25 protein-coding genes, 1 tRNA gene and 1 riboswitch are annotated in these 24,407 nt (G+C 65.6%); of the genes, 12 read left to right on the top strand and 14 right to left on the bottom strand.

Features of this window, described 5'->3' with window-relative positions:
* Positions 1–39: 39 nt before the first annotated feature.
* Complete coding sequence (locus SKA58_RS14475; protein WP_009823211.1) at positions 40–2,391, bottom strand: TonB-dependent receptor; 2,352 nt, start codon at positions 2,389–2,391, stop codon at positions 40–42.
* A 159-nt stretch (positions 2,392–2,550) separates the two neighbouring features.
* Here SKA58_RS14475 and SKA58_RS14470 point away from each other — a divergent pair, with 159 nt between their 5' ends.
* A complete protein-coding gene (locus SKA58_RS14470; protein WP_009823210.1) occupies positions 2,551–3,165 on the top strand; it encodes a TetR/AcrR family transcriptional regulator in 615 nt (204 codons plus the stop codon).
* Positions 3,166–3,171: 6 nt separating this feature from the next.
* On the opposite strand, the gene SKA58_RS14465 is transcribed toward SKA58_RS14470, so the two are convergent.
* Both SKA58_RS14465 and SKA58_RS14460 read right to left on the bottom strand, forming a co-directional pair.
* The gene (locus SKA58_RS14465; RefSeq protein WP_009823209.1) at positions 3,172–5,292 is read right to left on the bottom strand and encodes a prolyl oligopeptidase family serine peptidase; all 2,121 of its coding nucleotides are present in this window, start codon (positions 5,290–5,292) and stop codon (positions 3,172–3,174) included.
* Complete coding sequence (locus tag SKA58_RS14460; protein WP_037543233.1) at positions 5,289–5,588, bottom strand: hypothetical protein; 300 nt, start codon at positions 5,586–5,588, stop codon at positions 5,289–5,291. Before SKA58_RS14460 ends, SKA58_RS14465 begins: the two co-directional genes overlap by 4 nt.
* 38 nt (positions 5,589–5,626) lie before the next feature.
* Positions 5,627–5,737: riboswitch (TPP riboswitch) on the top strand.
* Positions 5,738–5,778: 41 nt separating this feature from the next.
* On the opposite strand from SKA58_RS14460, the gene thiC reads away from it, so the two are divergent.
* The 3 genes from thiC (at position 5,779) to SKA58_RS14445 (ending at position 9,456) form a co-directional block, all read left to right on the top strand.
* Positions 5,779–7,674, top strand: coding sequence for a phosphomethylpyrimidine synthase ThiC (thiC, locus tag SKA58_RS14455; RefSeq protein WP_009823206.1), 1,896 nt, complete (start codon positions 5,779–5,781; stop codon positions 7,672–7,674).
* 172 nt (positions 7,675–7,846) lie between these two features.
* Entirely contained in the window at positions 7,847–8,554 is a 708-nt protein-coding gene (locus SKA58_RS14450) for a glutathione S-transferase (RefSeq protein WP_009823205.1), read from the top strand.
* Positions 8,551–9,456 (top strand): pirin family protein, encoded by a 906-nt coding sequence (locus SKA58_RS14445; protein ID WP_009823204.1) that lies wholly within the window; start codon positions 8,551–8,553, stop codon positions 9,454–9,456. The genes SKA58_RS14450 and SKA58_RS14445 overlap by 4 nt, the downstream gene beginning before the upstream one ends.
* Positions 9,457–9,489: 33 nt before the next feature.
* Here SKA58_RS14445 and SKA58_RS14440 read toward each other — a convergent pair whose 3' ends face one another.
* Positions 9,490–10,344: an MJ0042-type zinc finger domain-containing protein gene (locus tag SKA58_RS14440; RefSeq protein ID WP_009823203.1), complete on the bottom strand. Its 855-nt coding sequence runs from the start codon at positions 10,342–10,344 to the stop codon at positions 9,490–9,492.
* A gap of 167 nt (positions 10,345–10,511) precedes the next feature.
* On the opposite strand from SKA58_RS14440, the gene ftsE reads away from it, so the two are divergent.
* Genes ftsE through SKA58_RS14420 form a run of 4 tightly spaced genes read left to right on the top strand, consistent with a single transcriptional unit; the run spans position 10,512 to position 13,382 of the window.
* Positions 10,512–11,240 (top strand): cell division ATP-binding protein FtsE, encoded by a 729-nt coding sequence (ftsE, locus tag SKA58_RS14435; RefSeq protein ID WP_009823202.1) that lies wholly within the window; start codon positions 10,512–10,514, stop codon positions 11,238–11,240.
* Entirely contained in the window at positions 11,237–12,142 is a 906-nt protein-coding gene (locus SKA58_RS14430; RefSeq protein ID WP_009823201.1) for a cell division protein FtsX, read from the top strand. The genes ftsE and SKA58_RS14430 overlap by 4 nt, the downstream gene beginning before the upstream one ends.
* Positions 12,139–12,669 (top strand): YdcF family protein, encoded by a 531-nt coding sequence (locus tag SKA58_RS14425; protein ID WP_009823200.1) that lies wholly within the window; start codon positions 12,139–12,141, stop codon positions 12,667–12,669. Before SKA58_RS14430 ends, SKA58_RS14425 begins: the two co-directional genes overlap by 4 nt.
* Positions 12,670–12,683: 14 nt before the next feature.
* A complete protein-coding gene (locus SKA58_RS14420; RefSeq protein ID WP_037543679.1) occupies positions 12,684–13,382 on the top strand; it encodes a lysophospholipid acyltransferase family protein in 699 nt (232 codons plus the stop codon).
* Between the two features lie 21 nt (positions 13,383–13,403).
* On the opposite strand, the gene SKA58_RS14415 is transcribed toward SKA58_RS14420, so the two are convergent.
* The 3 genes from SKA58_RS14415 to SKA58_RS14405 form a co-directional block, all read right to left on the bottom strand.
* Positions 13,404–14,309 (bottom strand): prephenate/arogenate dehydrogenase family protein, encoded by a 906-nt coding sequence (locus SKA58_RS14415; protein WP_009823198.1) that lies wholly within the window; start codon positions 14,307–14,309, stop codon positions 13,404–13,406.
* A gap of 4 nt (positions 14,310–14,313) precedes the next feature.
* Positions 14,314–15,423: a histidinol-phosphate transaminase gene (hisC, locus tag SKA58_RS14410; protein WP_009823197.1), complete on the bottom strand. Its 1,110-nt coding sequence runs from the start codon at positions 15,421–15,423 to the stop codon at positions 14,314–14,316.
* 146 nt (positions 15,424–15,569) lie between these two features.
* Positions 15,570–15,661 (bottom strand) — tRNA-Ser (locus SKA58_RS14405).
* A gap of 228 nt (positions 15,662–15,889) precedes the next feature.
* Between SKA58_RS14405 and SKA58_RS14400 the strand changes: the two genes are divergently transcribed.
* Positions 15,890–16,711, top strand: coding sequence for a DUF1134 domain-containing protein (locus SKA58_RS14400; RefSeq protein WP_009823196.1), 822 nt, complete (start codon positions 15,890–15,892; stop codon positions 16,709–16,711).
* A gap of 8 nt (positions 16,712–16,719) precedes the next feature.
* Here the strand turns inward: SKA58_RS14400 and dinB are convergent, their stop codons facing one another.
* Genes dinB through SKA58_RS14380 form a run of 4 tightly spaced genes read right to left on the bottom strand, consistent with a single transcriptional unit; the run spans position 16,720 to position 19,563 of the window.
* Entirely contained in the window at positions 16,720–17,802 is a 1,083-nt protein-coding gene (dinB, locus tag SKA58_RS14395; protein WP_009823195.1) for a DNA polymerase IV, read from the bottom strand.
* Between the two features lie 39 nt (positions 17,803–17,841).
* Complete coding sequence (locus SKA58_RS14390; RefSeq protein ID WP_009823194.1) at positions 17,842–18,486, bottom strand: hypothetical protein; 645 nt, start codon at positions 18,484–18,486, stop codon at positions 17,842–17,844.
* A gap of 34 nt (positions 18,487–18,520) precedes the next feature.
* Positions 18,521–19,042 (bottom strand): DUF177 domain-containing protein, encoded by a 522-nt coding sequence (locus tag SKA58_RS14385; protein WP_009823193.1) that lies wholly within the window; start codon positions 19,040–19,042, stop codon positions 18,521–18,523.
* On the bottom strand, positions 19,039–19,563 hold the full coding sequence (locus SKA58_RS14380) for a ubiquinol-cytochrome C chaperone family protein (protein ID WP_037543678.1): 525 nt from the start codon (positions 19,561–19,563) through the stop codon (positions 19,039–19,041). The genes SKA58_RS14385 and SKA58_RS14380 overlap by 4 nt, the downstream gene beginning before the upstream one ends.
* A gap of 166 nt (positions 19,564–19,729) precedes the next feature.
* Between SKA58_RS14380 and SKA58_RS14375 the strand changes: the two genes are divergently transcribed.
* The gene (locus SKA58_RS14375) at positions 19,730–20,245 is read left to right on the top strand and encodes an outer membrane protein assembly factor BamE (RefSeq protein WP_156784241.1); all 516 of its coding nucleotides are present in this window, start codon (positions 19,730–19,732) and stop codon (positions 20,243–20,245) included.
* Positions 20,246–20,297: 52 nt separating this feature from the next.
* Here SKA58_RS14375 and metW read toward each other — a convergent pair whose 3' ends face one another.
* Both metW and metX read right to left on the bottom strand, forming a co-directional pair.
* On the bottom strand, positions 20,298–20,888 hold the full coding sequence (metW, locus tag SKA58_RS14370; protein WP_009823190.1) for a methionine biosynthesis protein MetW: 591 nt from the start codon (positions 20,886–20,888) through the stop codon (positions 20,298–20,300).
* Positions 20,885–22,021, bottom strand: a complete 1,137-nt coding sequence (gene metX, locus SKA58_RS14365) for a homoserine O-acetyltransferase MetX (protein ID WP_009823189.1) — start codon at positions 22,019–22,021, stop codon at positions 20,885–20,887. Before metX ends, metW begins: the two co-directional genes overlap by 4 nt.
* A 70-nt stretch (positions 22,022–22,091) precedes the next feature.
* Between metX and SKA58_RS14360 the strand changes: the two genes are divergently transcribed.
* Positions 22,092–23,048, top strand: a complete 957-nt coding sequence (locus SKA58_RS14360) for a 2-hydroxyacid dehydrogenase (RefSeq protein WP_009823188.1) — start codon at positions 22,092–22,094, stop codon at positions 23,046–23,048.
* An 89-nt stretch (positions 23,049–23,137) separates the two neighbouring features.
* Positions 23,138–23,428: a helix-turn-helix domain-containing protein gene (locus SKA58_RS14355; protein WP_009823187.1), complete on the top strand. Its 291-nt coding sequence runs from the start codon at positions 23,138–23,140 to the stop codon at positions 23,426–23,428.
* 162 nt (positions 23,429–23,590) lie between these two features.
* On the opposite strand, the gene SKA58_RS14350 is transcribed toward SKA58_RS14355, so the two are convergent.
* Positions 23,591–24,307 (bottom strand): DUF6891 domain-containing protein, encoded by a 717-nt coding sequence (locus SKA58_RS14350; RefSeq protein WP_232209436.1) that lies wholly within the window; start codon positions 24,305–24,307, stop codon positions 23,591–23,593.
* Positions 24,308–24,407: the final 100 nt, after the last annotated feature.

Genomic DNA, 24,407 nt, shown 5'->3' with positions numbered 1-24,407 from the left:
AGGGTCCTCGACAAGCTCGAACCGAACGGAGGGGACTCATCAGAATTTGATCGATCCCGTCACGAACACCTGCCGTGGATTGCCATAGAAGGCGGTCAGCGTGCCTTCACGGCCCAGCGACGGTGTCGGGAATCCGGCGGCATTGTTGACGATCGCGCCGGTCGTGGGATCGGCCAGGACGAAGGTGTAGCCCGACGTCTTATATTCCTTGTCCAGGATATTCTTGCCGTGCAGGCCAATGCTCCAGCGGTCGTCAGGCGCGGTATAGACGATGCTGGCGTCCCACAGGGCATAGCCCTTCTGGTCGATATAGGGGTTGGGGATTTCGAACTGATAGGTCTTGGACCGCCACGATACGGTGGTACCGGCATAGATGTTGCCGTCGCCCACCGGCGTCTGGTAGGACAATGTCCCGCTCGCCGTCCATTTGGGCGTGTTCTGCACTTCGCGGAAATCGGCGACGTCGGTGGGCACGCCGCCGATATTGGTGATATATTCCTTATACTTCGCGTCGATGAACCCGATCGCGGTCTGGAGGTTCAGCCTGTCGCCCGGCGTCATCAAGTCGCGGGCCAGCCGCGCATTGCTTTCGAACTCGACGCCCTTGAACGTGGCCTTGCCCGCATTGGACACCACGCCGCAGAAAGACGGGATGCCGCCGACGTCGCATGCGACCGATCCGGGGATCTGCACATCCTTGTAGTCGGCATAGAAACCGGCCAGCGCGACATAGAGCGCGCCATCCATCAGGTTGCCCTTGTAGCCCACTTCATAGCTGTCGACTTCCTCTGGCGCGAAGCTCAGGAACGACGCGACCTCGCTGTCCTGGCGGATGCCATCGCCATTGAGGTCGGGTGCGTTGACGCCCACACCGCGCGGGTCGAAGCCGCCGCCCTTGAAGCCCTTGGACCAGCTGGCATAGATATTATGGTCGGGCGTCGGCTTGTAGCTGACCGACAGGCGGGGGGTGAATTTCTTAAATTCGCTTTCGCCCCGGAAATTGGTGCTGGGTGCGCCGAACGCCGTGCCCTCGCCGCCAAAGACAGGCGATCCGCCGCCCAGATAATTTTGCCGCAGGATGTCGGCGCGACGCTTGTCCCAGGTATAGCGCCCGCCCGCCGACACGCTCAGCTGCTGGGAAATGTCGAAGGTGAAATCGCCGAACACGGCATAGGTTTCGGTATCGACATTGGCCTGGGTGAAGGCGGTGAGGCCCGGCACCGTGGTGAACAGACGTACATCGAACTGCGTGTCGGCGCTGGCGTCGAGATAGTAGAAGCCCACCATGCCCTTCAGCGGCCCATTGTCGTAGAGCAGTTGGAATTCCTGGCTCAACTGTTCGTTGAAATAATAGGCCGGCACGTCGACATCGACGGCGGGCAGAGCGTCGAAATCAATCGGCGACGCGCTGTCATCCTTGCGCCAGGCGCTGATCGACCGCAACGTCACCGCGTCCGACAGCTCCGCCGAAATATTCATCGAAAGCCCATAGGACTTCACATATTGCTTGGGGTCGGCAAGGCCGCCGCGCGTGTCGAACACATCGTCCAGCACTGGCGCGCCCGAAACCTGCCCCGGGATCAGGCGATGGCCGCCGCGCGCATTGCTGTTATCCTTGGTATAGTCGCCGGTGATCCGCATCAGCACCGGCTCGCCATAGCCGCCCATTTCGAACGTGGCGCGCCCGGCCCAGATATCCTTGTTGTAATTATCCTCGCCGGTGGTGAGGTTCTTGCCAAAGCCGCCGCGTGATAGACGGGCAAAGGCGCCGCCGACGCGGATCAGGTCACCGATCGGCGCTGAGGCGCTGATGATGCCATCGGCCTGGTCATAGCTGCCATAGGTCCCCTTCACTTTCAGCGAAAATTCCTGCGGCAGCATCCGCGTTACATATTTGACCGCGCCGCCAATGGTGTTGCGGCCATAGAGCGTGCCCTGCGGCCCGCGCAGCACCTCGATCCGCTCGACGTCGTAAATGTCGAGCAATGCGCCCTGCGGCCGGTTGAGATAGACATCGTCCAGATAGATGCCGACGCCCTGCTCGAAGCCGGACACCGGGTCCTGCTGGCCCACGCCGCGAATAAAGGCGGTGAGCGTCGAATTGGTGCCGCGCGATGCTTCCAGCGTGGTGTTGGGCGTCACATTGGCCAGGTCGCTGATGTCGATCGCGCCGCTGCGTTCCAGCGCCGCCCCGGAAAAGGCGCTGACTGCGATCGGCACGCTCACCAGCGTTTCCTCGCGCCGGCGGGCGGTGACGACGATGGCGGCGCTGTCCTCCTCGCTGGCGGCGGGCGGCGGGGCGGCGTCCTGCGCCAGCGCGGGGAGCGCGACGAGGCCGCTCCAGGCGGCCGAGGCGAGTGCGAATGCACGGATGGTCTGACGGGCCTTCATGGGGGACTCCTCTCCTGAATCTGGGGCGCCCGGTCTGCCGGATCGCGTCCTTGACGTGATTCGATAATGAAAGTTGAACCAGCTTTCAACTTCAAATAAGGAGGGTGTCGTCGGCGCGGTATGACTGCGGTAAAAAGAACACAGGAGAGGGAGAGGCAGATGAGCGCTGGCGAGGCCGCAAAGGATGACAAGGCGCCGCGCACTGCGCGCGGCGAACGCACCCGCCGGGCGTTATTGTCGGCGGCGGCGGCGGAATTTGGCGAGAAGGGCTTTCACGACGGGTCGATCAGCGGCATCACCCGTCGTGCAGGCTGCGCCTTGGGCAGTTTCTACACCTATTTCGACAGCAAGGACGATATCTTCCGCGCGCTGGTCAACGACATGTCTGGGCAGGTGCGCGACTATGTCTCACCCCGGATTGCGCAGGCGCGCGACGGCATCGATGCGGAACGCATCGGCCTTTTGAGCTTCCTGGAATTTGCGCGGGCGCACAAGGAAATCTATCGCATCATCGACGAGGCCGAGTTCGTCGATCAGGCCGCCTATCGCGCCCATTATGAAAATACCGCCAGCCGCATGGCGGCGCGCCTTGCCAATGCGGCGGCGCGCGGCGATGTGCGGGCGGATGTGGAGGAGGTTCATGCCTGGGCGATCATGGGCATGAACGTCTTCCTGGGGCTGCGCTATGGCGTGTGGGACGACAGCCGCCCGGCCGATGAGGTCGCCGCCATCGCCAATGCGTTGGTCGAGCGGGGGATCGGCCGGAGCGACTAAGGTCGCCTATTTCTGCTTTGACGCCTTCCCTTCCAGCTGCTGGCTGAAATAGACCATCTGCATCGCCTGCAACCGCGCGCCCTGTTTGATATCGGCATCACCCGAATGGCCGCCGGCGGTGTCCTCGTAGAAATGGTAGGGAATGCCATATTCCTTGAGCCGCGCGGCGAATTTGCGCGCATGTTGCGGGCCGACCCGGTCGTCCTTGGTTGTGGTCCAGATATAGGGCGTGGGATAATCCACGCCCTTCCGGATATTGGCATAGGGCGAAATCGTCTGGAGAAACGCCTTTTCCGCCGGCACGCTGACGCTGCCATATTCGTCGACCCATGACGCGCCGGCTGCGATCTGCTCATAGCGGATCATGTCGAGCAACGGCACCTGGATGACCACCGCATTCCACAGGTCGGGATGTTGGTTGAACTCGACTCCCATCAGCAGGCCGCCGTTCGACCCGCCATAAATGCCGAATTTGTCCGGGCTGGACAGTTTGCGCGCGAAAATATCCTGCGCCACCGCCGCGAAATCATCATAGATGATCTGGCGCTTGGTCTTGAGGCCCGCCTCATGCCAGGCCGGGCCGAACTCGCCGCCGCCCCGGATATTGGCGAGAACGAAGCTGTTGCCGCGCTCCAGCCACAGCTTGCCGGTGATCGCGGCATAGCTGGGCGTCATCGGAATTTCAAAGCCTCCATAGGCGGTCATGATCGTCGGCGTCGATCCGTCCTTCTTCATGTCCCTGGCGTGGACGATGAAATAGGGGATTTTCGTGCCGTCGCTCGACGTCGCCTCGAATTGCTCGACCACCAGGCCGTCGGCGTCGAACCGGGCGGGCATGGCCTTCACCTGGGTTGGCGCGGGGTTCGCGGCATCCATCGCCCACAGCGTCGTGGGCGCCAGAAAACCCGCGACCGACAGATAGGCCTTGTCGCTTTTGTCGCTGGCCGAAGCGATGGAGATGGTGGCGTTGTCGGGCAACTCCACGGGCGTTTGCGACCAGCCGTCCGCGCCCGGCGTCAGCACCATCACACGTCCGCGCACATTGTCATTATAGGCCAGGATGACATGGCCCTTGGTCGCCGCCACGCCGTCGATCGACTGGCGGGGGGAGGGCGCGAACAGGATCTGCGGTTTGAGCGTCTCGCCCGATTGCAGCGCCTTCAACGGCACGGCAACAAGCGACCCGGTCGGCACGCTGACGCCGCCGCTCTGCCACGCTTCGCTGGTCTGGATCAGCACTTGGCCATCCACCATGCCCTGCAAATTGCTCTTGGCGGGCAGGGGCAGCCGCTTCACTTCCGCGCCATCGACCAGATAGGTTTCGTTGCTAAAGAAGGTAACGCCGCGATAGAGGAAGGCGGCGCGGTTGCCCGATCCGTCGGACAGGATCAGGGGGAAGGTGCCGACCTGGTCGCTCGGTGCCCCGCGATAGATTTCCCGCGCGCTCGACAGCGGTTCGCCGCGCTTCAGCGTCTTGACCACGAAGGGGTAGCCCGATTTGGTCATCGTGCCGTCCCCCCAGTCGCGGGCGATCAGGATGGTGTCGCGGTCCAGCCACGCCTCATTCTGCTTGGAAGTGGGAATGGCAAAGCCGCCGTCCACAAATTTGCCCGTTTCCAGGTCGAATTCGCGCAGGCTGACCGCATCCTCGCCGCCGTCCGACAGGTTGATGAGCGCCAGCCGCTCGTCGGGGTCGAGGATCGACGCGCCCTTCCATACCCATTTCTTGCCTTCGGCCTTCGACAGGGCGTCAAGGTCCAGCACGGTGGTCCAGTTGGGCGTGTCGGTCGCGTAATCGGCTTCACTCGTCCAGCGCCAGATGCCCTGGGGATGATCGGCGTCGCGCCAGAAATTGTAAACGCGGCCATGGACCTGCATCGGCATGGCGATCCGGTCCTTGGCCGACGCGATGGCAAGCGCGTCGCGATAATAGCCGGCATAGCGCGGGTCATTTTGGAAAGCGGCTTCCGTCGCCTTGTTTTCGGCCTCCACCCACTGCATCGCGCGCGGGCCGGTCCAGTCTTCCAGCCAGATATAGGGGTCGTCGGACGGATTGGCCGTGGATGCGGGCGGCGCGCCCGCGCCGGTCAGCAGGGCAGCGGAAACCAAAGTCAAAATCCTCTTCATGCTCGGTCAGTCCCCCTGGATAAAGTCATGCGCCCCCGGCGATAGCGCCGCCGCAGCAGGGCAGCGGCAACCAGCAGGGGTAACGCCATGGCGATCAGCATGATCCCCAGCACAGTGGGCGACCAGCCGAAAATATTGTGCAGATCGAGCGCCGAAGGCAGGATCATCAGTAGCGCGCCCGCCGTCAGCAGCCACAGCCCCCAACGGCGCGGCCGCACCGCGACCATGCGCATTTCGTGGCGGAATGCCTTGCGGCCCGCTTTGGTGCCAAGGTCCGGGATGCTCTCGTCGCTCATAAGCTGCTGGACCTTGTGCGCCCAACCCCCTATCATGTCCAGCATCCCCGGGGGACCGTCCACAGACGGTTGAGAGGCGGCTGACGTGGCCGCGACCCGCTGAACCTGATCCAGTTGACACTGGCGTAGGGAGGGTAGCGCGCCTTCACACCGCCCGCAGTCTCTCTCTCCGTCGCAAGGAGAGCATAGCATGGCAGACGTCCCCGCCCGCACCGAAATGCGCGTGACCACTGGCCCCATTCGCGGCAGCCGCAAGATCCATGTCGGTCCGCTGAAGGTCGCCATGCGCGAAATCGACCTCGAACCCTCCAGCGGCGAGCCGCCCGTGCGCGTCTATGACACGTCCGGCCCCTATACCGACCCGCAAGCCCGCATCGACATCATGGCGGGCCTGCCGGCGCTGCGCCGCGACTGGATCATGGGGCGCGGCGATGTTGAGGAATATGACGCCCGCACCGTAAAGCCGGAAGATAATGGCCTCAAAGGCCCCGACCGGACCGGTGGCGTCCAGCCTTTCCCCAACGTGGTGAAGCGCCCCCTGCGCGCAAAGGCCGGCGGCAACGTCTCCCAGATGCACTATGCCCGCCGCGGCATCGTCACCCCGGAAATGGAATATGTCGCGGAACGCGAAAATCTCGGCCGCGCGCGGCTCAAGGAATATGTCCGCGACGGTCAGAGCTTCGGCGCGTCGATCCCCGACTATGTGACGCCCGAATTCGTGCGCGATGAAGTCGCGCGCGGCCGCGCCATCATCCCGTCCAACATCAACCACCCCGAATCCGAACCGATGGCGATTGGCCGCAACTTCCTGGTCAAGATCAACGCCAATATCGGCAACAGCGCGGTCGCCTCCGACGTCGCGTCCGAAGTCGACAAGCTCGTCTGGTCGATCCGCTGGGGCGCGGACACGGTCATGGACCTGTCGACTGGCCGCAACATCCACGACACGCGCGAATGGATATTGCGTAACTCGCCCGTCCCGATCGGCACCGTTCCCATCTACCAGGCGCTGGAGAAGGTCGGCGGCATCGCCGAGGAGCTGACCTGGGAGATTTTCCGCGACACGCTGATCGAGCAGGCCGAACAGGGCGTCGATTATTTCACCATCCATGCGGGCGTGCGCTTGGCCTATATCCCGATGGCGGCCAAGCGCGTCACCGGCATCGTCTCGCGCGGCGGCTCTATCATGGCGAAATGGTGCCTCGCGCACCACAAGGAATCCTTCCTCTACGATCATTTCGACGAGATCACGGAGATCATGAAGGCCTATGACATCGCCTACAGCCTTGGCGATGGCCTGCGCCCCGGCTCTATCGCGGACGCCAATGACGAGGCGCAATTCTCCGAACTCTACACGCTGGGCGAATTGACCCACCGCGCCTGGAAACAGGATGTGCAGGTGATGATCGAGGGGCCGGGCCATGTGCCCATGCACAAGATCAAGGAGAATATGGAGAAGCAACTGCAGGTCTGCGGCGAAGCACCCTTCTACACTCTGGGGCCGCTCACCACGGACGTCGCGCCGGGCTATGACCATATCACCAGCGCGATCGGCGCGGCGCAGATCGGTTGGTATGGCACGGCGATGCTCTGCTACGTCACGCCCAAGGAGCATCTGGGCCTGCCCGACCGCGACGATGTGAAGGTCGGCGTCGTCACCTACAAGCTCGCCGCCCATGCCGCCGACCTCGCAAAGGGCCACCCCGCCGCGCAGGTTCGCGACGATGCGCTCAGCCGCGCCCGCTTCGAATTCCGCTGGCGCGACCAGTTCAACCTGTCGCTCGATCCCGACACGGCGGAGCAATATCATGACCAGACGCTGCCTGCCGAAGGCGCCAAGACCGCGCATTTCTGCTCCATGTGCGGCCCTAAATTCTGCTCGATGAAGATCACGCAGGAAGTGCGCGACTTCGCCGCAAGGAAGAACCAGCCTGCCGATGGCTTCCTTGAAGCGGGCCTCACCGGCGCGGAAGTGGCAGAAGCTAGCAAGGCGGCGGCGCTCAAGGGCATGGAGGAGATGAGCAAGCTGTTCAAGGAAACGGGCAGCGAGCTCTATATGGGCGCAGGCGGCCGCGACCACGACTGAAGAGGGATAATGGTCAGGCGGATGGCGGCCGGGGCCCGCCATCTCCTGCGGCGACCGGGAAGGCTCAGGCACCGTGTCTGACTGACCCAAAAGGCCGAATTTTCGGGCTGCCGATAAACCATATGCCGCGCCCCCGCGTTCCGCCTCCGGATCACAGCAAGGAGCGTCCCCGATGGCCTATGACTTCTGGTACTGGCCGACCATTCCCGGCCGCGGCGAATTCGTCCGGCTCACGCTGGAGGCTTGTGGCATCGCCTATCGCGACTGCGCGCGGGAAGAAGGGGGCGAGGCGCTGATGGCCGACATGGCAAGCCATGATCGAGGCCCCGCCTTCGCGCCGCCCTATCTCGGCATCGATGGCGCCACCGTGTCCCAGACCGCCAATATCCTTCTCTATCTATCCGAAAGGCATGAATGCGGCCCATCGGGCATGAAAAGCCGCTACTGGCTGGCGCAGCTTCAATTGACGATCATGGACATGGTCGCTGAAGCGCATGACGTGCATCATCCTGTCGGTGTCCATCTCTATTATGCGGATCAGAAACCGGAAGCGCTGCGCCGCGCCCAGGGCTTTCGCGATGAGCGCATTCCAAAATATCTTGGCTATTTCGAACGCGCGCTTGGTTCTGAACCGGGCAACTGGCTGGCCGGGGCACGCTGGAGCTATGCCGACCTCTCGCTATTTCAGCTGGTCGCCGGCCTGACCTACGCCTTCCCGCTGCGCATGGCGTCGCTCGATGGGCGCTTCCCAGCGGTCATAGCCCTGCACGACAGGGTTGCGGCCTTGCCCGAATTGCAGGATTATCTCGCCAGCGACCGGCGGCTGCCCTTCAATGAAGACGGCATCTTCCGTCATTATCCCGAACTGGATGCGGCATGACCTTCGACGACCTCATTGTTCAGACCATCACCCCCGTCAGCCATAATCTGGGCGACTTCAAGGTGCACCGATCCCTGCCGTCCAAGGGGCGCACGATGGTCGGCCCCTTCATCTTCTTCGACCAGGCCGGGCCGGCGCAGATCGCGCCGGGGCAGGGGATCGACGTGCGGCCGCACCCGCACATCAACCTCGCCACCGTGACCTATATGTATGAAGGCGCATTTCTGCATCGCGATTCACTGGGGACCGAGCAATTGATCGAGCCGGGCGCGGTCAATCTGATGACGGCGGGCAGCGGCATCGTCCATTCCGAACGATCGCCCGATGAAGACCGGGCAAAGGCGTCCAAATTGTCGGCCATCCAGACCTGGCTGGCGCTCCCCAACCGGGTCGAGGAAATGGATCCGGCGTTCGAGCATGTCAGCGAAGGTGGGCTGCCCGTCATCGAAGACGGATCGGCGCGCGCGCGCGTCATCATGGGGACGCTCTGGGGCGAAACCTCACCCGTCACCACCTATGCCGACACCATTTACGCCGACATCCAGCTTGCGCCCGGCGGCCGGATCGCCATTGACCCATCCGCCGACGAACGCGCCCTCTATGTCTCGGGCGGCGATGCTGCGCTCGATGGCATGACCCTGACGCCACAAACGCTCTATGTGCTGCGGCCCGGCACCTCCGCCACCTTGATGAGCGTCGATGGCGGCCGGATCGTGCTGTGCGGCGGCGAAGCCTTTTCCTCGCCGCGCCATGTCTGGTGGAATTTCGTCTCCTCGCGCCCGGACCGGCTGATGCAGGCGCGCGAGGACTGGGACGCGATGCGCTTTCCGCTCATCCCCGGCGACGACCAGGAATTCATCCCGATCCCGCAGGGCCGGCCCAAGACGGTCAGCTACCCCTGAAGGTCGACGGCGCGCCCCATTCTGGCGTGCCCTTTACTGAACGAAGGTGAGCGAGAGATTTTCGGCGTTCTTGGGAATGTCGATCCGGCTTTCGTTGATCGACGCTTCCTCGCCCGGTTTCAGCCGCGTCTTGTCCGCCTTCGTCGTCCAGCTGAACACCAGCCGGTTCTGCCGGTCGCGCAGTTGCACCAGCACCGGCGGCACGGGCAGCGCCTGCGTCCCGCTGTTCACGATGCGCGCGCCGAAGGCGAAATATTCCTCCCCGGTCGGCAGCTTGCGGCGCTCGGCGGGCTTCGACAGGTAGAAAAGCAGGTCCGGGTCGCCCTCTTCGGGCACCAGACCCATCGCCACCATCCAGGATGGCGGCCCATAATAATAGAGCGCGCCACCAGCGGCGGCTACGACGAAGAAGAAGGCGGCGGCAGCATAGGTCCACAGCTTGACCGGATTGCGGCGTGCGCGGGTGGCAACCGTCGGCGCGTAGCTCTCTTCGGTGTCCCGGCTGACTGGCGCACCGGCATAAATGTCATCGAAGCGATGATCGGCCTGCGCCGGTTCGGGCGCGGCGGCCGGCGGCTCAGCGGCCGCGTCCACCGCAGGGGGCTCCGCCGCCGCGACTGGATTGTCCGCAGCGTCCGCCGCATCGGACGGAGGCGCGGCAAAGGCTTCGGGCTCCGGGGTCGGAGCCGGCGGCGGAACTGGCGCCGCAGCTGGCGGTTCGGACGGCTGTTCGGCCGGCGGCGCTGCCTCGTCGCGCGCGGGCGGGACGGCTGCTTCCTGGAACCAGCTATGCTTGCATGCCGCGCAGCGGACCTGGCGCCCATTGGGGCCGACGGCGCTGTCGGGCACGACGTAGCGGGTCGCGCAATTGGGACACAGCAGGATCATTTCGCTTCATAGCCATGGCTTGGACTCGCGCGCAAGCGGCAAGACGCGCCTCGGTTCGCCGCCCGCGACTCGCCACGACAGGCGGGGCGGGCTTTACGACGGCACGCCCCCTGTGCCATGGCTGCGCCTTCGCCAAGCAGGGAGCGCCATCGCGCCATCATCCGTCCATGTCGGCCATCGTCCAGTTCGAAAATGTCGGCCTGCGCTATGGGCTGGACAGTGAGACGCTTTCGGACGTCAGCTTTTCGCTCGCCAGCGGCGGTTTCTATTTTCTCACCGGCGCGTCCGGTGCGGGCAAGACGTCGCTTCTGAAGCTGCTCTATCTTGCGCAGCGGCCTAGCCGGGGTGTCATCCGCCTGTTTGGCGAAGATGTGGTGACTCTGCCGCGTAAGCGGTTGCCGGGCTTCCGTCGCCGCATCGGCGTCGTGTTCCAGGACTTCCGGCTCGTCCCGCATTTGTCGGCCTATGACAATATCGCCTTGCCGCTGCGCGTTGCTGGCATGAAGGAGGATGAGGTCGACGCGCCGGTGGCGGAAATGCTGAACTGGGTAGGGCTGGGCGATCGCGGCGACGCGCGGCCCGCCACCCTGTCGGGCGGGGAGCAGCAGCGCGTGGCGATCGCCCGCGCGGTGATCGGCCGTCCAGAAATCCTCGTCGCCGACGAACCGACCGGCAATGTCGATGCGGACATGGCCCGCCGCCTGCTCACCCTGTTCGAAGCGCTCAATCGTCTTGGCACAACTGTCGTCGTCGCCACACATGATCTGCCGCTGATGGCGCAGGTGTCGGGTGCGCAGATGATGAAGCTCGACAAGGGGCGGCTGGCCGATCCCACCGGCACCCTGCGATATCCCCCGCGCGCGCGCGACGATCAGGACAGGGGTGAGGGCCGATGAGTGGCCGCGCCGAGCGAAAGGCTGCCACCGCCGCGCGCCATCGCCTGCTGCCGGGCGGGCGGGTCGCAGGGCCGATGCCTTGGATCATCGCGATCATGATGTTCGTGACGGTGCTTGCCGCTGCTGCGGGCCTTGGCTTGGGCGCGGCGGTCCAGTCAATGCGCGCCGATCTTGCCGGGCGCGCCAGCGTGCAGGTGGTGGAGGCCGACGCGCAGACCCGCGCCGCCCTTGCCGCGCAAACGCTCAGGGCGCTGCGGGCTGCGCCCGAAGTGCGCTCTGCCGATCCTGTCCCGTCCGCCGTCCTGGCCGATCAACTGCGCCCCTGGCTGGGCGAAGAAGCCTTGAATGGCGACCTGCCGGTCCCCGCGCTGATCGACGTCATGCTGACGCCGGGGGACGCCGGGACGAAGGTCGATCGCCTGCGCCAGCGGCTCGCGGCCCTGTCGCCCAAGCTGCGCGTCGATCCGCACGCGGCTTTCCTGACGCCGCTTGCCGGCCTGCTTTCGGCGCTTGGCCTGCTCGCGCTGGGCGCGGTTCTGCTGATGATGCTGGCGACGGCGGCGGTCGTCGTGCTGGCGGCGCGCGGCGCGCATGACAGCCATCGCGGCACCATCGACGTGCTGCATCTCATGGGGTCGACCGATGTGCAGATCGCCCGCCTATTCCAGCGGCGCATCGGGCTCGATGCGCTGATGGGCGGCGCGCTGGGCTTCTCCTTCGGCATTTTCGTCATCCTGCTGATCGGGCTGCGGCTGGGCGCGACCGGGTCGGAATTGCTCGCGGCGATCAAGCTGCCCTGGCAGGGCTGGCTCATTCTTGTGGCCCTGCCGGTCGCCGGCGTGCTGTTGGCGACGCTGACGGCACGCTGGACGGTGCTGCGCGCCCTGGGGCGGACGCTATGATCGTGCGCCTTGCCGCATTGGCGCTGCTCGGCTGGGTGCTGGGCTTTGCCTGGTTTGCCATCTTCCTGCCCGAACCGCTCGACGGTCGCCGCACCGACGCCATCGTCGTGCTGACCGGCGGCCCTGGCCGTATCGACCGCGGCATCGCCCTCATGCAGCAGGGCGCGGCCAGGCGGATGCTGATTTCGGGCGTCGACCGGTCGGTCAGGCCGGGGGAACTGGCCGCCCAATATGATGCGCCCGAAGCCCTGTTCGATTGTTGCATCACGCTAGGCCGCGAGGCCATCGACACCCGCTCCAACGGCCTGGAAACCGCGCGCTGGCTGGCGCGGCGCGATTATCAGACGGTGCGGCTCGTCACCACCGACTGGCATATGCGTCGATCCGCGCTGGAATTGACCCAGGCGCTGCCCCCGCGCATCCACATTGTCTATGACGCGGTGCCCAGCCACCCCAGCCTGTCGGTGCTGATGCGCGAATATAATAAATATCTGCTGCGCCGGATCGCAGCGCTGATCGGCATCTGATCCTGATGAACGCCATCCTGACCGCGCTGCGCTCGCTTGCCTTCATGCTGATCTTTTACAGCGGCAGCCTTCTCTTCGTGCTCGCCGCCATGCTGGCCGGGGGCTTTGACGCCGACATGGTGCCGCGCATCGCCACCGGGTGGAGCCGCTTCCACCGTGGCTGCGCGCGCTGGCTCCTGGGGCAAAGGGTAGTGGTGGACGGCGATCTGCCGCTTGGTCCCTATCTCTACATCATCAAGCATGAATCGATGTTCGAAACCATCGACATGCTGTGCCTGTTCGATCGGCCGGCGATCGGCGCCAAGCGCGAACTGCTCGACATTCCGCTCTGGGGCCTCATCGCCCGCCGCTACGGCCTCATCCCGATCGAACGCAGCGCCGGGGCGAGCGCGCTGCGGACGCTGCGCGCAGCGGCGCGCGCGGCGACCGCGCAGGGCCGGGCCATCTGTCTGTTCCCCGAAGGCACGCGAGTGCCCCATGGCGAAGCGCCGCCGCTCAAATCGGGCTTTGCCGGGCTTTACAGCCTGCTAGGCCTGCCGGTGGTGCCGATTGCGGTGGACAGCGGCCGCGTGTCGCCGCGGGGGCGCTTCATGAAGCGCGCCGGCACGATCACCTACAAGGTCGGCGCGATCGTCCCCACCGGCCTGGATCGCAAGGAGGCGGAACGGATCGTCCACGCCGCCATCAATGCGCTTAATCCGCCACAGGCCTGAAAAGCAGCAGACAATCCCCGCTTAGTGCGACCGGCCGAAGTCCGGCTTGGCGTCATCCTGCCCCTGTTCGATGATCGACCGGCGAATGGCGCGCGTGCGGGTGAACAGGCTGAATAGCGCATCGCCGTCATTCCACCGGATCGCGCGTTGCAGCGCCGACAGATCCTCGGAAAAGCGTTGCAGCATTTCCAGCACCGCATCCTTGTTCGCCAAAAACACGTCGCGCCACATGGTCGGGTCGGACGCGGCGATGCGGGTGAAATCGCGAAAGCCGCCGGCCGAATATTTGATGACCTCGCTCTGGGTCACATCCTCCAGATCGCTGGCCGTGCCGACAATGGTATAGGCGATCAGGTGCGGCAGGTGGCTCGTTACCGCCAGCACCAGGTCATGATGCGCCGGGTCCATCACCTCGACATCCGCGCCCACGCGCCGCCACAGTTCGGCGACCCTTTCGATCGCCGCCGGGTCGGCATCGGCGGGCGGCGTCACGATCGACCAGCGGCCCTTGAACAGCGTGGCGAAGCCCGCTTCGGGGCCGCTATTTTCCGTGCCGGCGACCGGATGGGCGGGAATGATGGTGCGGCCGGGCAGCGCGGTACTCAGCTGCGCCAGCACGTCCGCCTTGCACGATCCCACGTCGCTGATGATGGCCTCGGCAGGCAGGTCGTCGGCAATGTCTGCCGCCACCGCGCCCATCGCGCGCACCGGCACGCACAATATCACCAGGTCGGCGTCGGTCACGGAAGCGCCCGCCGTGTCGGTAATATCGTCGCACAGATCGATCCGCCGCGCTATGTCGCGCACGGCCGCATCGGCGTCATGCCCGGTCACTTGCACGGTTGGCATGTCCGCCCGGATCGCACGGGCGAGCGAGGAGCCGATCAGCCCCAGGCCGATGATGGTGACGCGGGCAAAGGGCAGCATGGCGTCAGGCGGCCTCCGCCATGGCGCGCAGCCTGGCAGCGACCGCGCGGGTCTGTTCCTCGGTGCCGATGGTGATGCGAAGGCCGTTGGGCAGGCCCTGCCCGGGCAGCCAGCGGGTGGCGAAGCCTTCGTCCCACAAGCCCTTCATGGCCGCTTCGGCGGTCAGCTTCCCCTCGAACAGGATCAGCAGGAAGTTCGTCTTGCTCGGGATCGCACATAGCCCGTGGTTGGACAGCGAAGCGACCTCGCCCGCCAGCCATACGCGCCACTGGTTGTTATGCGCGCGGCTGCGCTCCACCCAATCATCATCGCCGATCGCCGCGATCGCCGCGGCCTGGCCCACGGTCGTGACGTTGAAGGGCGCACGGATGCGGTGGAGAATGTCGATCACCTCGGGCGAGCCATAGCCCCAGCCGATCCGCTCGGCGGCCAACCCATAGATTTTCGAAAAAGTGCGCGTCACGAACACATTGGATGCCTCGCGGGCCAGCGCCAGCCCGCCATCATCCTCGCCCTCTTCCAGATATTCGGCATAGGCCTGATCCAGCACGAACAATATGTCGGGGCGCAGGCCCGCATGCAGACGCGCAATCTCGGCCCGGCTGGTCATGGTGCCCGTCGGGTTGTTCGGGTTGGCAAGGAATACGACCTTGGTGCGTTCCGTCACCGCAGCCAGCAGCGCGTCGACGTCGGTCGCATAATCCTTGTCCGGCGCGATGACAGGCGTCGCGCCGACGCGCCGCGCGGCGATGTCGTAGACGGCAAAGCCGTAGCGCACATAGAGGATTTCGTCGCCCGGCCCGGCATAGCCGCTCGCCGCCAGGTGCAGCAATTCGTCCGATCCGGTGCCATAGATGATGCGCGCCGGGTCCAGCCCGTGCTTCGCGCCGATGGCCGCGCGCAGCTTGCTCGCCGCGGGGTCGGGATAGGTCGCCATGTCGGCGGCGGCGGCCATGAACGCCTCGCGCGCCGCCTGGCCCGTACCCAGCGGATTTTCGTTGGCGGAAAGCTTCACCAGCGGCCGACCATCATCGGTCGCGGCCTTGCCGGGCACATAGGCGTGAATGCCCAAAATCCAGTCCTTGGGCTTAGGATGTGCAACTGTGTCTGTCATGGCCGGGGGCTTTACCCGCTCGACGCGAAAAGGCCAAGCATGGGAGAGAAGATGCCCGGCATCGTCCCGACCGTGGGCGATCATGGCGGCGGGGTGCCACTGTTCCACTGAAGTTCTGGTCAGCAACATATGCGGCAAAGGAAAAATGGCGGAGACGGAGGGATTCGAACCCTCGGTAGCCCATTCAGGCTACGACGGTTTAGCAAACCGCTGGTTTCAGCCACTCACCCACGTCTCCGCACGAATTTGCCCACCGGGAAAGGCGGGCAGTGGCTAGGGAAGGGCCTATAGCGAGCGGTTTGCGGCATGGCAACGGGTCTGCGCGACGATTTTTGCAGCCTGTACCGCGGCGGATTCGATCCGGCCCGAAATCGACTCGATTGGCCGTTCGTTCATTGTCGTTTCAGCTTCGCGGTTGATACTCTACAGGATGGAATTGAGAGCGGATTTTCGGGGAGTTTCGGGCATGATCGGCATTTCTGGGCGCATGGGCGCCCGCTTGGCTCGCGCGGCGGGGCTGGCGGCAGCAGTGGCCGGCATGGCGCTCACACCGATCGCTGCTTCGGCGCAGGTCCGCACTGTCGATCCCAACACCGCGATCGACGCCGACCTGGCGCCGCCCCCGCCAGCCAGCAGCGTGCCCACCGATCCCGGCGTCGACCCCACCGTGAATCAGGGCAGTGGCGCGCCCTATGCTGCGCCCGCCGGCGCGCCTCCTCCGGTCAGCAATGCGCCGACGCAGGGCACTACCGCTACCGGCGCGCCAGTGACCCAGGCGTCGCCGCCTGCGGCAATCTCCCCCAGCGAATCCTACCAGGAAGACGACCTGATCGGCGCGGCCGAAGGCGTCTTCGGCAAGGGCGCGGAGGGGCTTGCCGGCATCATCGAGAAAATCCTGAAGGATCAGGGCCGACCCAATGCCTATATCGCGGGCCGCGAGGCGTCGGGCGCCTTCGTCGTGGGCCTGCGCTATGGATCGGGCACGCTCAACCACAAGATCGAGGGCAAGCGCGAAGTCTATTGGACCGGCCCGTCGATCGGCTTCGACGTTGGCGGCAATGCGTCCAACACCTTCGTGCTGGTCTATAATCTCTACGACACGCAGGATCTCTATCACCGCTTCCCGGCGGCGGAGGGCACGGCCTATCTGGTCGGCGGCTTCACCGCCTCCTATCTGCGCTGGGGCGATGTGGTGCTTATCCCGATCCGTCTGGGCGTGGGCTATCGGCTGGGCGTCAATGCCGGCTATATGAAGTTCAGCGAAAAGCGGAACTGGCTGCCTTTCTGAGGCGGCCTTTACAGGGCGAGGGCCAGTTGCGCGTCGCCTTCGCTCTCGTCGTCCCCTTCCAGGTTATGGACGCCCAGCCCCAGCAACCGCGCGCCCAGCGGCAGGGGCAATTGCGCCAGCAGCAATTCGCGTCCCGCCTGCGCCAGCTGCTCGGCTGATCGCACCGGGCTCGCAAAGCTGCGCGACCGGGTGATGATGCGGAAATCGGCGAATTTGACCTTCAGCACCACGGTGCGGCCCCATGCCTGCGCCTTTTCGATCCGGGTCCACAGGCTGGCCGAGATCCTGTCCAGCTCCGTCACCAGCGCGTCCCGATCGGTCAGGTCGCCGAAAAACGTATCTTCCACGCTCACCGACTTGCGCGACTGACGCTCGCGCACCGGACGATCATCCTCGCCGCGCGCCGCGCGATAATAGAAGTCCGCCGCGCTGCCGAAATGCGCCTGGAGGAAGGGCAGGTCGCGCGCGCGCAGGTCCGCCCCTGTTTCGATGCCCAGCGCCTGCATGCGTCTGGCGGTCACCGGCCCCACGCCATGGATGCGCCGCACCGGCATCGCGGCGATGAAGGCCGCGCCCTCGGCGGGTCGGACGACGCAGATGCCATCGGGCTTGTTCTGGTCCGACGCCAGCTTGGCGATCAGCTTGTTGTAGGACACACCCGCCGACGCGGTCAGCCCGGTTTCCGCGCGGATCATCCGCCGTATCTCTTGCGCGACCCGCGTCGCCGATGCGATGCCCGGCTTGTTCACCGTCACGTCCAGATAGGCTTCGTCGAGCGACAGCGGCTGGATCATGTCGGTAAAGCGCGCGAAAATCTCGCGGATTTGGACGGACACCGCGCGATACACCTCGAAGCGGGGTTTGACGAACAGCAGGTCGGGGCAGAGCCGCCGCGCCCTGGCGCCCGGCATGGCCGATCGTACGCCAAATGTCCGCGCCTCATAACTGCACGTTGCCACCACCCCGCGCGGTCCGCCGCCGCCTACCGCGATCGGCAGGCCGCGCAGCGACGGGTCGTCGCGCTGTTCCACCGACGCGTAGAATGCGTCCATATCGACATGGATGATCTTGCGCGGCGCGGGCGAATCCATGGCGCATCTCATGCCACAGGCAAGAACGAAAGGGAAACGTCAGTCCAGTAGCCGCAGATTGCCGAGCAGCGCCTGCAAATGCGCGCGGCTGATGCGGCTCCAGACATTATAGGTGCAGGTCTGGCCCCCGACATGGACATAGGCAATGGATTGCAGCCCATGGCCTTCGGGATTGTCCTCAGGATAAGGCTCCGCACCCGATAAGCCATATCCGGCAAAGGATGGGGCGGGCAGCTGGTCCAGCGCTTGCATATAGGGCCATTGCCGCGCCAGCCGGTCACGCTGCGCTTCGGCTGGGATTTCGTCATCGGGCAGCACGCCCGGCCCGGCAAAACCATAGGCGCTGCGCAGATTGGGCAGGTCAAACGCAACGCCCCAGCCGCCGCTGAAATCGGCGGCGCGGGGCACGCCATTGGCGCCCGCCGCGCTGGCGAGCGCAAGCGGCGCGCAGCGGGGCTTTTCGCCGCTCTTGCCATCGTCCGACCGCGCCCATTGCGCGCGCGCGACATCCGCGCCGACCAATGCGGGCGCGGGCTGTGCCTTCGTCGATTGTGATGCGGGCGACGTTGGCATTGCCGATGCCGCCGTTATCCGCGCGACCGTGGCGCCGTCCTGCCTGTGTGCAGGCTCGTCATCGCATCCCCCAAGGGCGATCAGCAGCATGAGGGTGAGCGCGCGTTGCATGGCCTACCGACGCAGGGGCGGGTGGCAAAGTTCCTTAGCCTTCGCCTTTCAGCGCCCGCAGCGCGGCGAAGGGGCCGGCCTGCTCCTCGCTCAGCACCCCGGCCTCTTTCAGCGCGGTATCGGCCTGGGGCGATCGGGGGTAGGGCGTCATCGCCAGCGCCATCGTCTCGGCCACGGCCTCGCCCATGTCGATCTGCTGCCCGTCATAGCCGATCGTGTCGACATCCTCCGCGTCCAGCTCCAGTTCCTCGCCTTCGACCGCGCTGCCCTCCTCGACGACGAAGCGCAGGGTGAAATCGCTGTCGATTACCTCGGGCACCGGTTCGGCGGTGGCGACGCAGGGCTGGGCCAGGCTGGCGCGCACGCGGCCGCGCGCCAGGATCGCGCCGTCCTCTTCGCTCAGCGCATAGTCCGCCTCCAGCCGGTCCAGCGTCACCAGGCCGAACCGTCGGGCCAGTGCCGCCCGCTCGTCGGCATCCGCCGCGATATGCACATCGCCTGTCATGCGGCGGATTTGTTCGGCGCGCACGGAGCGCGAAAATTCGGGTGTCGTCATCCTATATCTCCTGCCAGCAGCGCGTCGCGCGACAGGCAGCCCAGCCGCACCCAGCGTTCCCGCAACGCGCCTTCCACATGGGCCACCGCAGCATCGGGCACCTCCGCGCTGCGATACAGATTGCGGCGCAGCGCCTCGTCCAGCCCCGTTCCTGTCTGCAATGCCGCGCGATAGGCGCTGATCCGGCCGCCCAGCGCGCTCATCATCCGGCCGACATGCTTGCCCACGACCACGTCGCCAATCCCTTCCTGCCGCAACTGCCCATCCATGTCGTCGACGAACAATTCGGTCAGCCAGGCGCTTTCCTGCGCGGCGTTCTGCTGCTCCAGCCGGATCAGAACCAGCGCCATGATCGCCACGATCATGTCGAAACGCCCGTCGATTGTGTCGGGCACCGCGCCGTCCAGATACCAGTGCGGCTGCCGCCCTTCGCCGACAATGGCGTTGTACAGCGGCGCCAGCCCCTCTCGCGGGTCGGACCGGCCCAGCAGGCGCTGAAGGAAGGAGGGGGCATTGGGCATGGCGATCGGGCTTTTCGTGACGGATGGAATGGTCGCGCGCGGCGACCGGTATGCGCTCGCCCCTTGCCGGACCCTGCGCATTTCCATATTGATCGCAGCGCCGCCCAATGCAATGGCGGCGTCACTTTTATCGGGTTCGCGGGCCATGCCCCCGCAGGAGACGTTCATGCCCCAGTTCAGCCGCCATTCCCGCCGTGGGCGCATCCTGATCGTCATCGGCCTTGGCGCATTGCTGGTCGGCACATCGGCCTGCACCCGCATCCGCACGCATCAGGGCTATCAGGTCGACAAGCTGCTGGTCGATTCGGTTCAGCCCGGCATCGACAATCGCGCGTCGGTGGAAGGCACGCTGGGCCGCCCCAGCTTCGTGTCGCAATTTGGCGAACAGGATTGGTATTATGTGTCGCGCGACATGCGCGCGCTCGCTTTCTCCAGCCCCAAGCCGGTCGATCAGACCGTGCTGCGCGTCCGTTTCGATCCTGCCGGCAATGTCGTCGCGGTCGATCGCATGGGCCTGGAAAAGGTCGCCAACATCTCGCCGATGGGCGCGACCACGCCCACGCTCGGTCGCCATCGCAGCCTGTTCGACGAAATCTTCGGCAATATCGGCGCAGTCGGTGCGGCCGGCATGGGCGGCGCAGGCGGTGGCGGTGGCCCCGGCGGCGGCCCCAACGGCAGCTAAACGCCTCTGAAACGCCCGGTTCCTCAGCAGAGGAACCGGGTGTCGCATGTTCTTATCGCCGCAGCAGGAACACAGCATGTTCGGCGAACAGGTTGGCGTTCGCATGGGTGGTTTCCCGGTCGCCCTTCAAAAACCATTGCCCGTCGATATGCCAGCCGCGCTCCTTCACCAGCGCGCGAAAGTCATCCACCGTCACATGGTGGATGTTGAGCGTATCATACCAGGTGTCTGGCAGCAGCCGCGTCACCGGCATCCGCCCCCCCCACATCAGCGATAGACGCCCGCGCCAATGCGCGAAATTGGGGAAGGACACGAATGCCTGGGTGGCGATGCGCAGCAGTTCCTCGACCACCAGGTCGGGCCGGCGAGTCGTCTGGAGCGTCTGGCTCAAGATCGCATAGTCGAAACTGGCGTCGGGATAATAGGTGAGGTCCGTGTCCGCGTCGCCCTGCACCACCGACAGGCCGCGCCCGACGGCGGCGGCGACATTGGATGCGTCGATCTCCAGCCCGCGCGCATCCGCCTGCGCCCGGTCGCGCAGCTCCGCCATCAGCGCGCCGTCGCCGCAGCCCACATCCAGCACCCGCGCCCCCGGCCGCACCGTCCGCGCGATCAGCGCCAGGTCTGGGCGCAGTGTGCTCATGCCCGGCCGCCGCGCAGGAACCCGTCCACCACCCGGTTGAGTTCGGGACATTCCAGCAGGAAGGCGTCATGCCCGAACGGGCTCGACAATTCGACGAAGCTCGCCTGCGCGCCCCCGGCGTTGAGCGCATGGACGATCGCGCGCGATTCGGCGGTCGGATACAGCCAGTCGGTATCGAAACTCACCAGGCAGAACCGCGCCCTGGTCGCGGCGAAGGCGCGCGCCAGCGACCCGCCATGATCCTCGGCAATGTCATAATAATCCATCGCCCGGGTGATGTAGAGATAGCTGTTCGCGTCGAACCGGTCGACGAAACTGAGCCCCTGATGGCGCAGATAGCTTTCCACCTGGAAATCCGCGTCGAACCCGAACGTCTTGGCGTCACGCCCCTGCAAGCGTCGGCCGAATTTCTCGGTCAGCCCGGCTTCGGACAGATAGGTGATGTGCGCCGCCATGCGCGCCACGGCCAGGCCCGCGCTCGGCACCATCCCGTCGGCATAATAATCGCCGCCGCGCCAGTTGGGATCGGCCATGATCGCCTGCCGCCCGACTTCGTGAAAGGCGATATTCTGCGCGCTGTGCCGCGCGGTCGATGCAATGACGACGCAGCTTTCGACCCGGTCGGGGAACAGGGTGGGCCAGGTCAGCGCCTGCATGCCCCCCATCGACCCGCCGATCACCGCGCTCAGCCGCTCGACCCCCAGATGATCCAGCAACGCCGCCTGTGCGCGCACCATGTCGGCGATGGTCAGCACCGGGAAACGCATGGCATGGGGTTCGCCGGTCGCTGGATCGACGCTCGCCGGGCCGGACGATCCCATGCAGCTGCCGATGACATTGGAACAGATGATGAAATGGCGCGCCGGATCCACGGGCTTGCCTTGCCCCACCAGCCGCCACCACCAGCCCGGCTTGCCGGTCACAGGATGATCGGACGCGACATATTGGTCGCCGGTCAGCGCATGGCAGATCAGGATGACGTTCGACTTGTCGGCATTCATCGCGCCATAGGTTTCATAGGCGATGTCGACCGGGCCAAGGCTGGCGCCGCTCGAAAGGGCGATCGGGCCTGCCAGGCGAACCTGCCGGCGCAGGCCGAAACGGCTGTCATCGGATCGGGGAAGGCTAGCCATGGTCGGCCCGCGCTAGGACTGGCGCGAAGGCCTGTCAATCTGGCATGGCGGCGCGACGCTGCCTAGATGGATGACCATGACAGACACCCAACGCCCCGCCATCGTCGCCTACGGCCCGCTCTATCCCTATCTGATGCAGCAGCTCGAAGCCCGTTTCACGGTCCATGCGGTGGCGGCTGATGCCGATCTCGATGCCCTGCCGGCCAAGGTGCGGGACGCCCGCGCGCTGGTCAGCTTCGGCTCCGTGGGCGCGCCCGCCGCCATCATGGACGCGCTGCCCGCGCTCGAAATCGTCGCGCTCTTTTCAGTGGGCTATGACAAGGTCGATGTCGATCATGCGCGCGTGAAGGGCATTCGCGTCACCAACACGCCCGATGTGCTGACCGACGATGTCGCCGACCTCGCCGTCGGCCTGCTCTATGCCACCGTGCGCAATATCCCCGCCAATGACCGGCTGGTGCGGGCGGGCGACTGGGCGCGGGGTAAAAAGCCGCCCTTGTCCGCGCGCGTCACCGGATCACGCATCGGCATATTGGGCCTGGGCCGCATCGGCCGCGCCATTGCCTGGCGGCTGGAACGGCAGGCGGGCGAAATCCTCTATCATAATCGCAGCGAGGCGAAGGACCCGCCCTATCGCTATGTTGCCGATGCGGTCGACCTCGCCCGGCAAAGCGACATGCTGATCGTCGCGACATCCGGCGGGCCGGAAGCCGCCGGCCTTGTCGATGCCGCCATGCTGGACGCGCTCGGGCCACAGGGCGTCATCGTCAATATCAGCCGGGGCAGCGTGATCGACGAAGACGCGCTGGTCGCCGCGCTGGCGGACGGGCGCATCGCCGGCGCGGGGCTGGACGTGTTCGCGCACGAACCCCATGTGCCGCCCGCGCTGCTGGCGATGGACCAGGTCGTGCTGCAACCGCATCAAGGCAGCGCGACCGTGCATACGCGCGCGGCGATGGCGGATCTGGTCGTCGCCAATCTCGATGCGTGGTTTGCGGGCGATCCGCTGCCGACCCCGGTTGTCTGACGCGGCCAGAGTTGCGCTGGGGCGGTCTAACCAGCAACGCTGCGGAAAATCGCTTTCCTACATTGGCCGATTTTGGTTCATCCTTGCCCATGGACCAGACGCCTGACCGCTCGCGCGCGTCCGCGCGCCACCGCCGCGCCTATTGGACGCCCGCTCGCCAGTGCCAGTTTCTCGCCGCCCTGATGGAAAGCGGCAGCGTCGCCCGCGCGGCGCGCACGGTCGGCATGTCGCGTTCCAGCGCGCATCGCCTGCGGCACCGGCTCGCCGGCACCGCCTTCGATCGGCAGTGGGAAGAGGCGTTGGTCATGCATGCCGGATTGACTGCGGACCCGCTGGTCTGGACTGCCGCCCGCGCGTCCATCGACACGGCCGCACGCTGACGGCAATGGCGCGCTCCACCCCGCAAGTCCGGCCAGTTTTACCTGTCGCCCACCTGTCGCTTCGGTGTCGCTTCGGTGTCGCTTCGCGGTCGCCTTATGGTCGCTTCGGGCCAAAAAACCGCATATCGAATGAACTTTGACAGGCGGGGCCGGCGCGCCGGATCATTCCTCCAGCAGCACCGCGCTGCGGCGTTTCTGCCAATTCATCGGCACGCCGATCCGCTGGCTCCAGCTGCCGTCCCACCGGGTTTCCAGGCCATAGGCCTCCAACTGCGCGACGATGCGATAGCCGACCGCAATCTGCGCTGCCTCGCCCTGCTCGCACGCGCCATAGCTCATATAGAGGCCATGGCCTTCGACCGCCGCCTCGGTGTCCTGCATATGGAAAAAGGCATAGCCCTGGACCGCGATATCCTCGGCCTGCACCGCCTCTATCTCTTCCCATATTTCACTTGCGCCGCAATTGGCGCAGCAAGTGAAATTCTGCCGCGCGATGATACCCTCGGCCTCCAATGCGGCAAAGGCCAGCTCCAGCCGGTCGCAATCAGTCATTTGCGTCCAGCCCTGCTCGGCGGCCCGATGCTCGGCCAACGCCTCGCGCAGCGCCGCCGACGCTTCGCGCCGCAGCGTCGGGCGGGGCAGTTCTTCCTCGAACAGGTCGTGGGCATTGGTCAAAATGGCGTCATCGTCGAAATAGCCGCCCAGCACGTCGCGCCGCATCTGGTCGCGCAGCGCAGTCACGGGATCATAGGGCGCCTCCTCCGTGGGGGCGGGCCGTTGCGGCTCCGCTTTCGCTGCTCTGGTCCCGAAAATCCGTTTCCACAAAGCCTCGAACATGCGCCGTCCTGCCTCCTGCGTCGCGTTGCATGGCGTCAACATGCCCATGCGCGCGGCAAAGTTAAAGGGGGGATATCGAACTTTGCGACGGCGCGACGGCGGCGGCGGTCGGCGCGGGCACTGGATTGCCGCGCCGGATTGC

The sequence above is a fragment of the Sphingomonas sp. SKA58 genome (assembly GCF_000153545.1).
GTDB lineage: Bacteria > Pseudomonadota > Alphaproteobacteria > Sphingomonadales > Sphingomonadaceae > Sphingobium > Sphingobium soli.
The sequence above is the reverse complement of the archived record's forward strand: the minus strand, read 5'-3'. Positions and strand labels throughout refer to the sequence as shown.

Excerpts from the sequence above, each read along its gene's own strand:
- SKA58_RS14380 (WP_037543678.1), bottom strand. The coding sequence starts at position 19,563 with ATGCCCAATGCCCCCTCCTTCCTTCAGCGCCTGCTGGGCCGGTCCGAC.
- SKA58_RS14360 (WP_009823188.1), top strand. The coding sequence starts at position 22,092 with ATGACCATGACAGACACCCAACGCCCCGCCATCGTCGCCTACGGCCCG.
- SKA58_RS14350 (WP_232209436.1), bottom strand. The coding sequence starts at position 24,307 with ATGTTGACGCCATGCAACGCGACGCAGGAGGCAGGACGGCGCATGTTC.
- ftsE (WP_009823202.1), top strand. The coding sequence starts at position 10,512 with ATGTCGGCCATCGTCCAGTTCGAAAATGTCGGCCTGCGCTATGGGCTG.
- SKA58_RS14385 (WP_009823193.1), bottom strand. The coding sequence starts at position 19,042 with ATGACGACACCCGAATTTTCGCGCTCCGTGCGCGCCGAACAAATCCGC.
- SKA58_RS14475 (WP_009823211.1), bottom strand. The coding sequence starts at position 2,391 with ATGAAGGCCCGTCAGACCATCCGTGCATTCGCACTCGCCTCGGCCGCC.
- SKA58_RS14470 (WP_009823210.1), top strand. The coding sequence starts at position 2,551 with ATGAGCGCTGGCGAGGCCGCAAAGGATGACAAGGCGCCGCGCACTGCG.
- SKA58_RS14430 (WP_009823201.1), top strand. The coding sequence starts at position 11,237 with ATGAGTGGCCGCGCCGAGCGAAAGGCTGCCACCGCCGCGCGCCATCGC.
- SKA58_RS14355 (WP_009823187.1), top strand. The coding sequence starts at position 23,138 with ATGGACCAGACGCCTGACCGCTCGCGCGCGTCCGCGCGCCACCGCCGC.
- SKA58_RS14400 (WP_009823196.1), top strand. The coding sequence starts at position 15,890 with ATGATCGGCATTTCTGGGCGCATGGGCGCCCGCTTGGCTCGCGCGGCG.
- dinB (WP_009823195.1), bottom strand. The coding sequence starts at position 17,802 with ATGGATTCGCCCGCGCCGCGCAAGATCATCCATGTCGATATGGACGCA.
- metX (WP_009823189.1), bottom strand. The coding sequence starts at position 22,021 with ATGGCTAGCCTTCCCCGATCCGATGACAGCCGTTTCGGCCTGCGCCGG.
- thiC (WP_009823206.1), top strand. The coding sequence starts at position 5,779 with ATGGCAGACGTCCCCGCCCGCACCGAAATGCGCGTGACCACTGGCCCC.
- SKA58_RS14440 (WP_009823203.1), bottom strand. The coding sequence starts at position 10,344 with ATGATCCTGCTGTGTCCCAATTGCGCGACCCGCTACGTCGTGCCCGAC.
- hisC (WP_009823197.1), bottom strand. The coding sequence starts at position 15,423 with ATGACAGACACAGTTGCACATCCTAAGCCCAAGGACTGGATTTTGGGC.
- metW (WP_009823190.1), bottom strand. The coding sequence starts at position 20,888 with ATGAGCACACTGCGCCCAGACCTGGCGCTGATCGCGCGGACGGTGCGG.
- SKA58_RS14415 (WP_009823198.1), bottom strand. The coding sequence starts at position 14,309 with ATGCTGCCCTTTGCCCGCGTCACCATCATCGGCCTGGGGCTGATCGGC.
- SKA58_RS14375 (WP_156784241.1), top strand. The coding sequence starts at position 19,730 with ATGCCCCAGTTCAGCCGCCATTCCCGCCGTGGGCGCATCCTGATCGTC.
- SKA58_RS14390 (WP_009823194.1), bottom strand. The coding sequence starts at position 18,486 with ATGCAACGCGCGCTCACCCTCATGCTGCTGATCGCCCTTGGGGGATGC.
- SKA58_RS14465 (WP_009823209.1), bottom strand. The coding sequence starts at position 5,292 with ATGAAGAGGATTTTGACTTTGGTTTCCGCTGCCCTGCTGACCGGCGCG.
- SKA58_RS14445 (WP_009823204.1), top strand. The coding sequence starts at position 8,551 with ATGACCTTCGACGACCTCATTGTTCAGACCATCACCCCCGTCAGCCAT.
- SKA58_RS14450 (WP_009823205.1), top strand. The coding sequence starts at position 7,847 with ATGGCCTATGACTTCTGGTACTGGCCGACCATTCCCGGCCGCGGCGAA.
- SKA58_RS14425 (WP_009823200.1), top strand. The coding sequence starts at position 12,139 with ATGATCGTGCGCCTTGCCGCATTGGCGCTGCTCGGCTGGGTGCTGGGC.
- SKA58_RS14460 (WP_037543233.1), bottom strand. The coding sequence starts at position 5,588 with ATGAGCGACGAGAGCATCCCGGACCTTGGCACCAAAGCGGGCCGCAAG.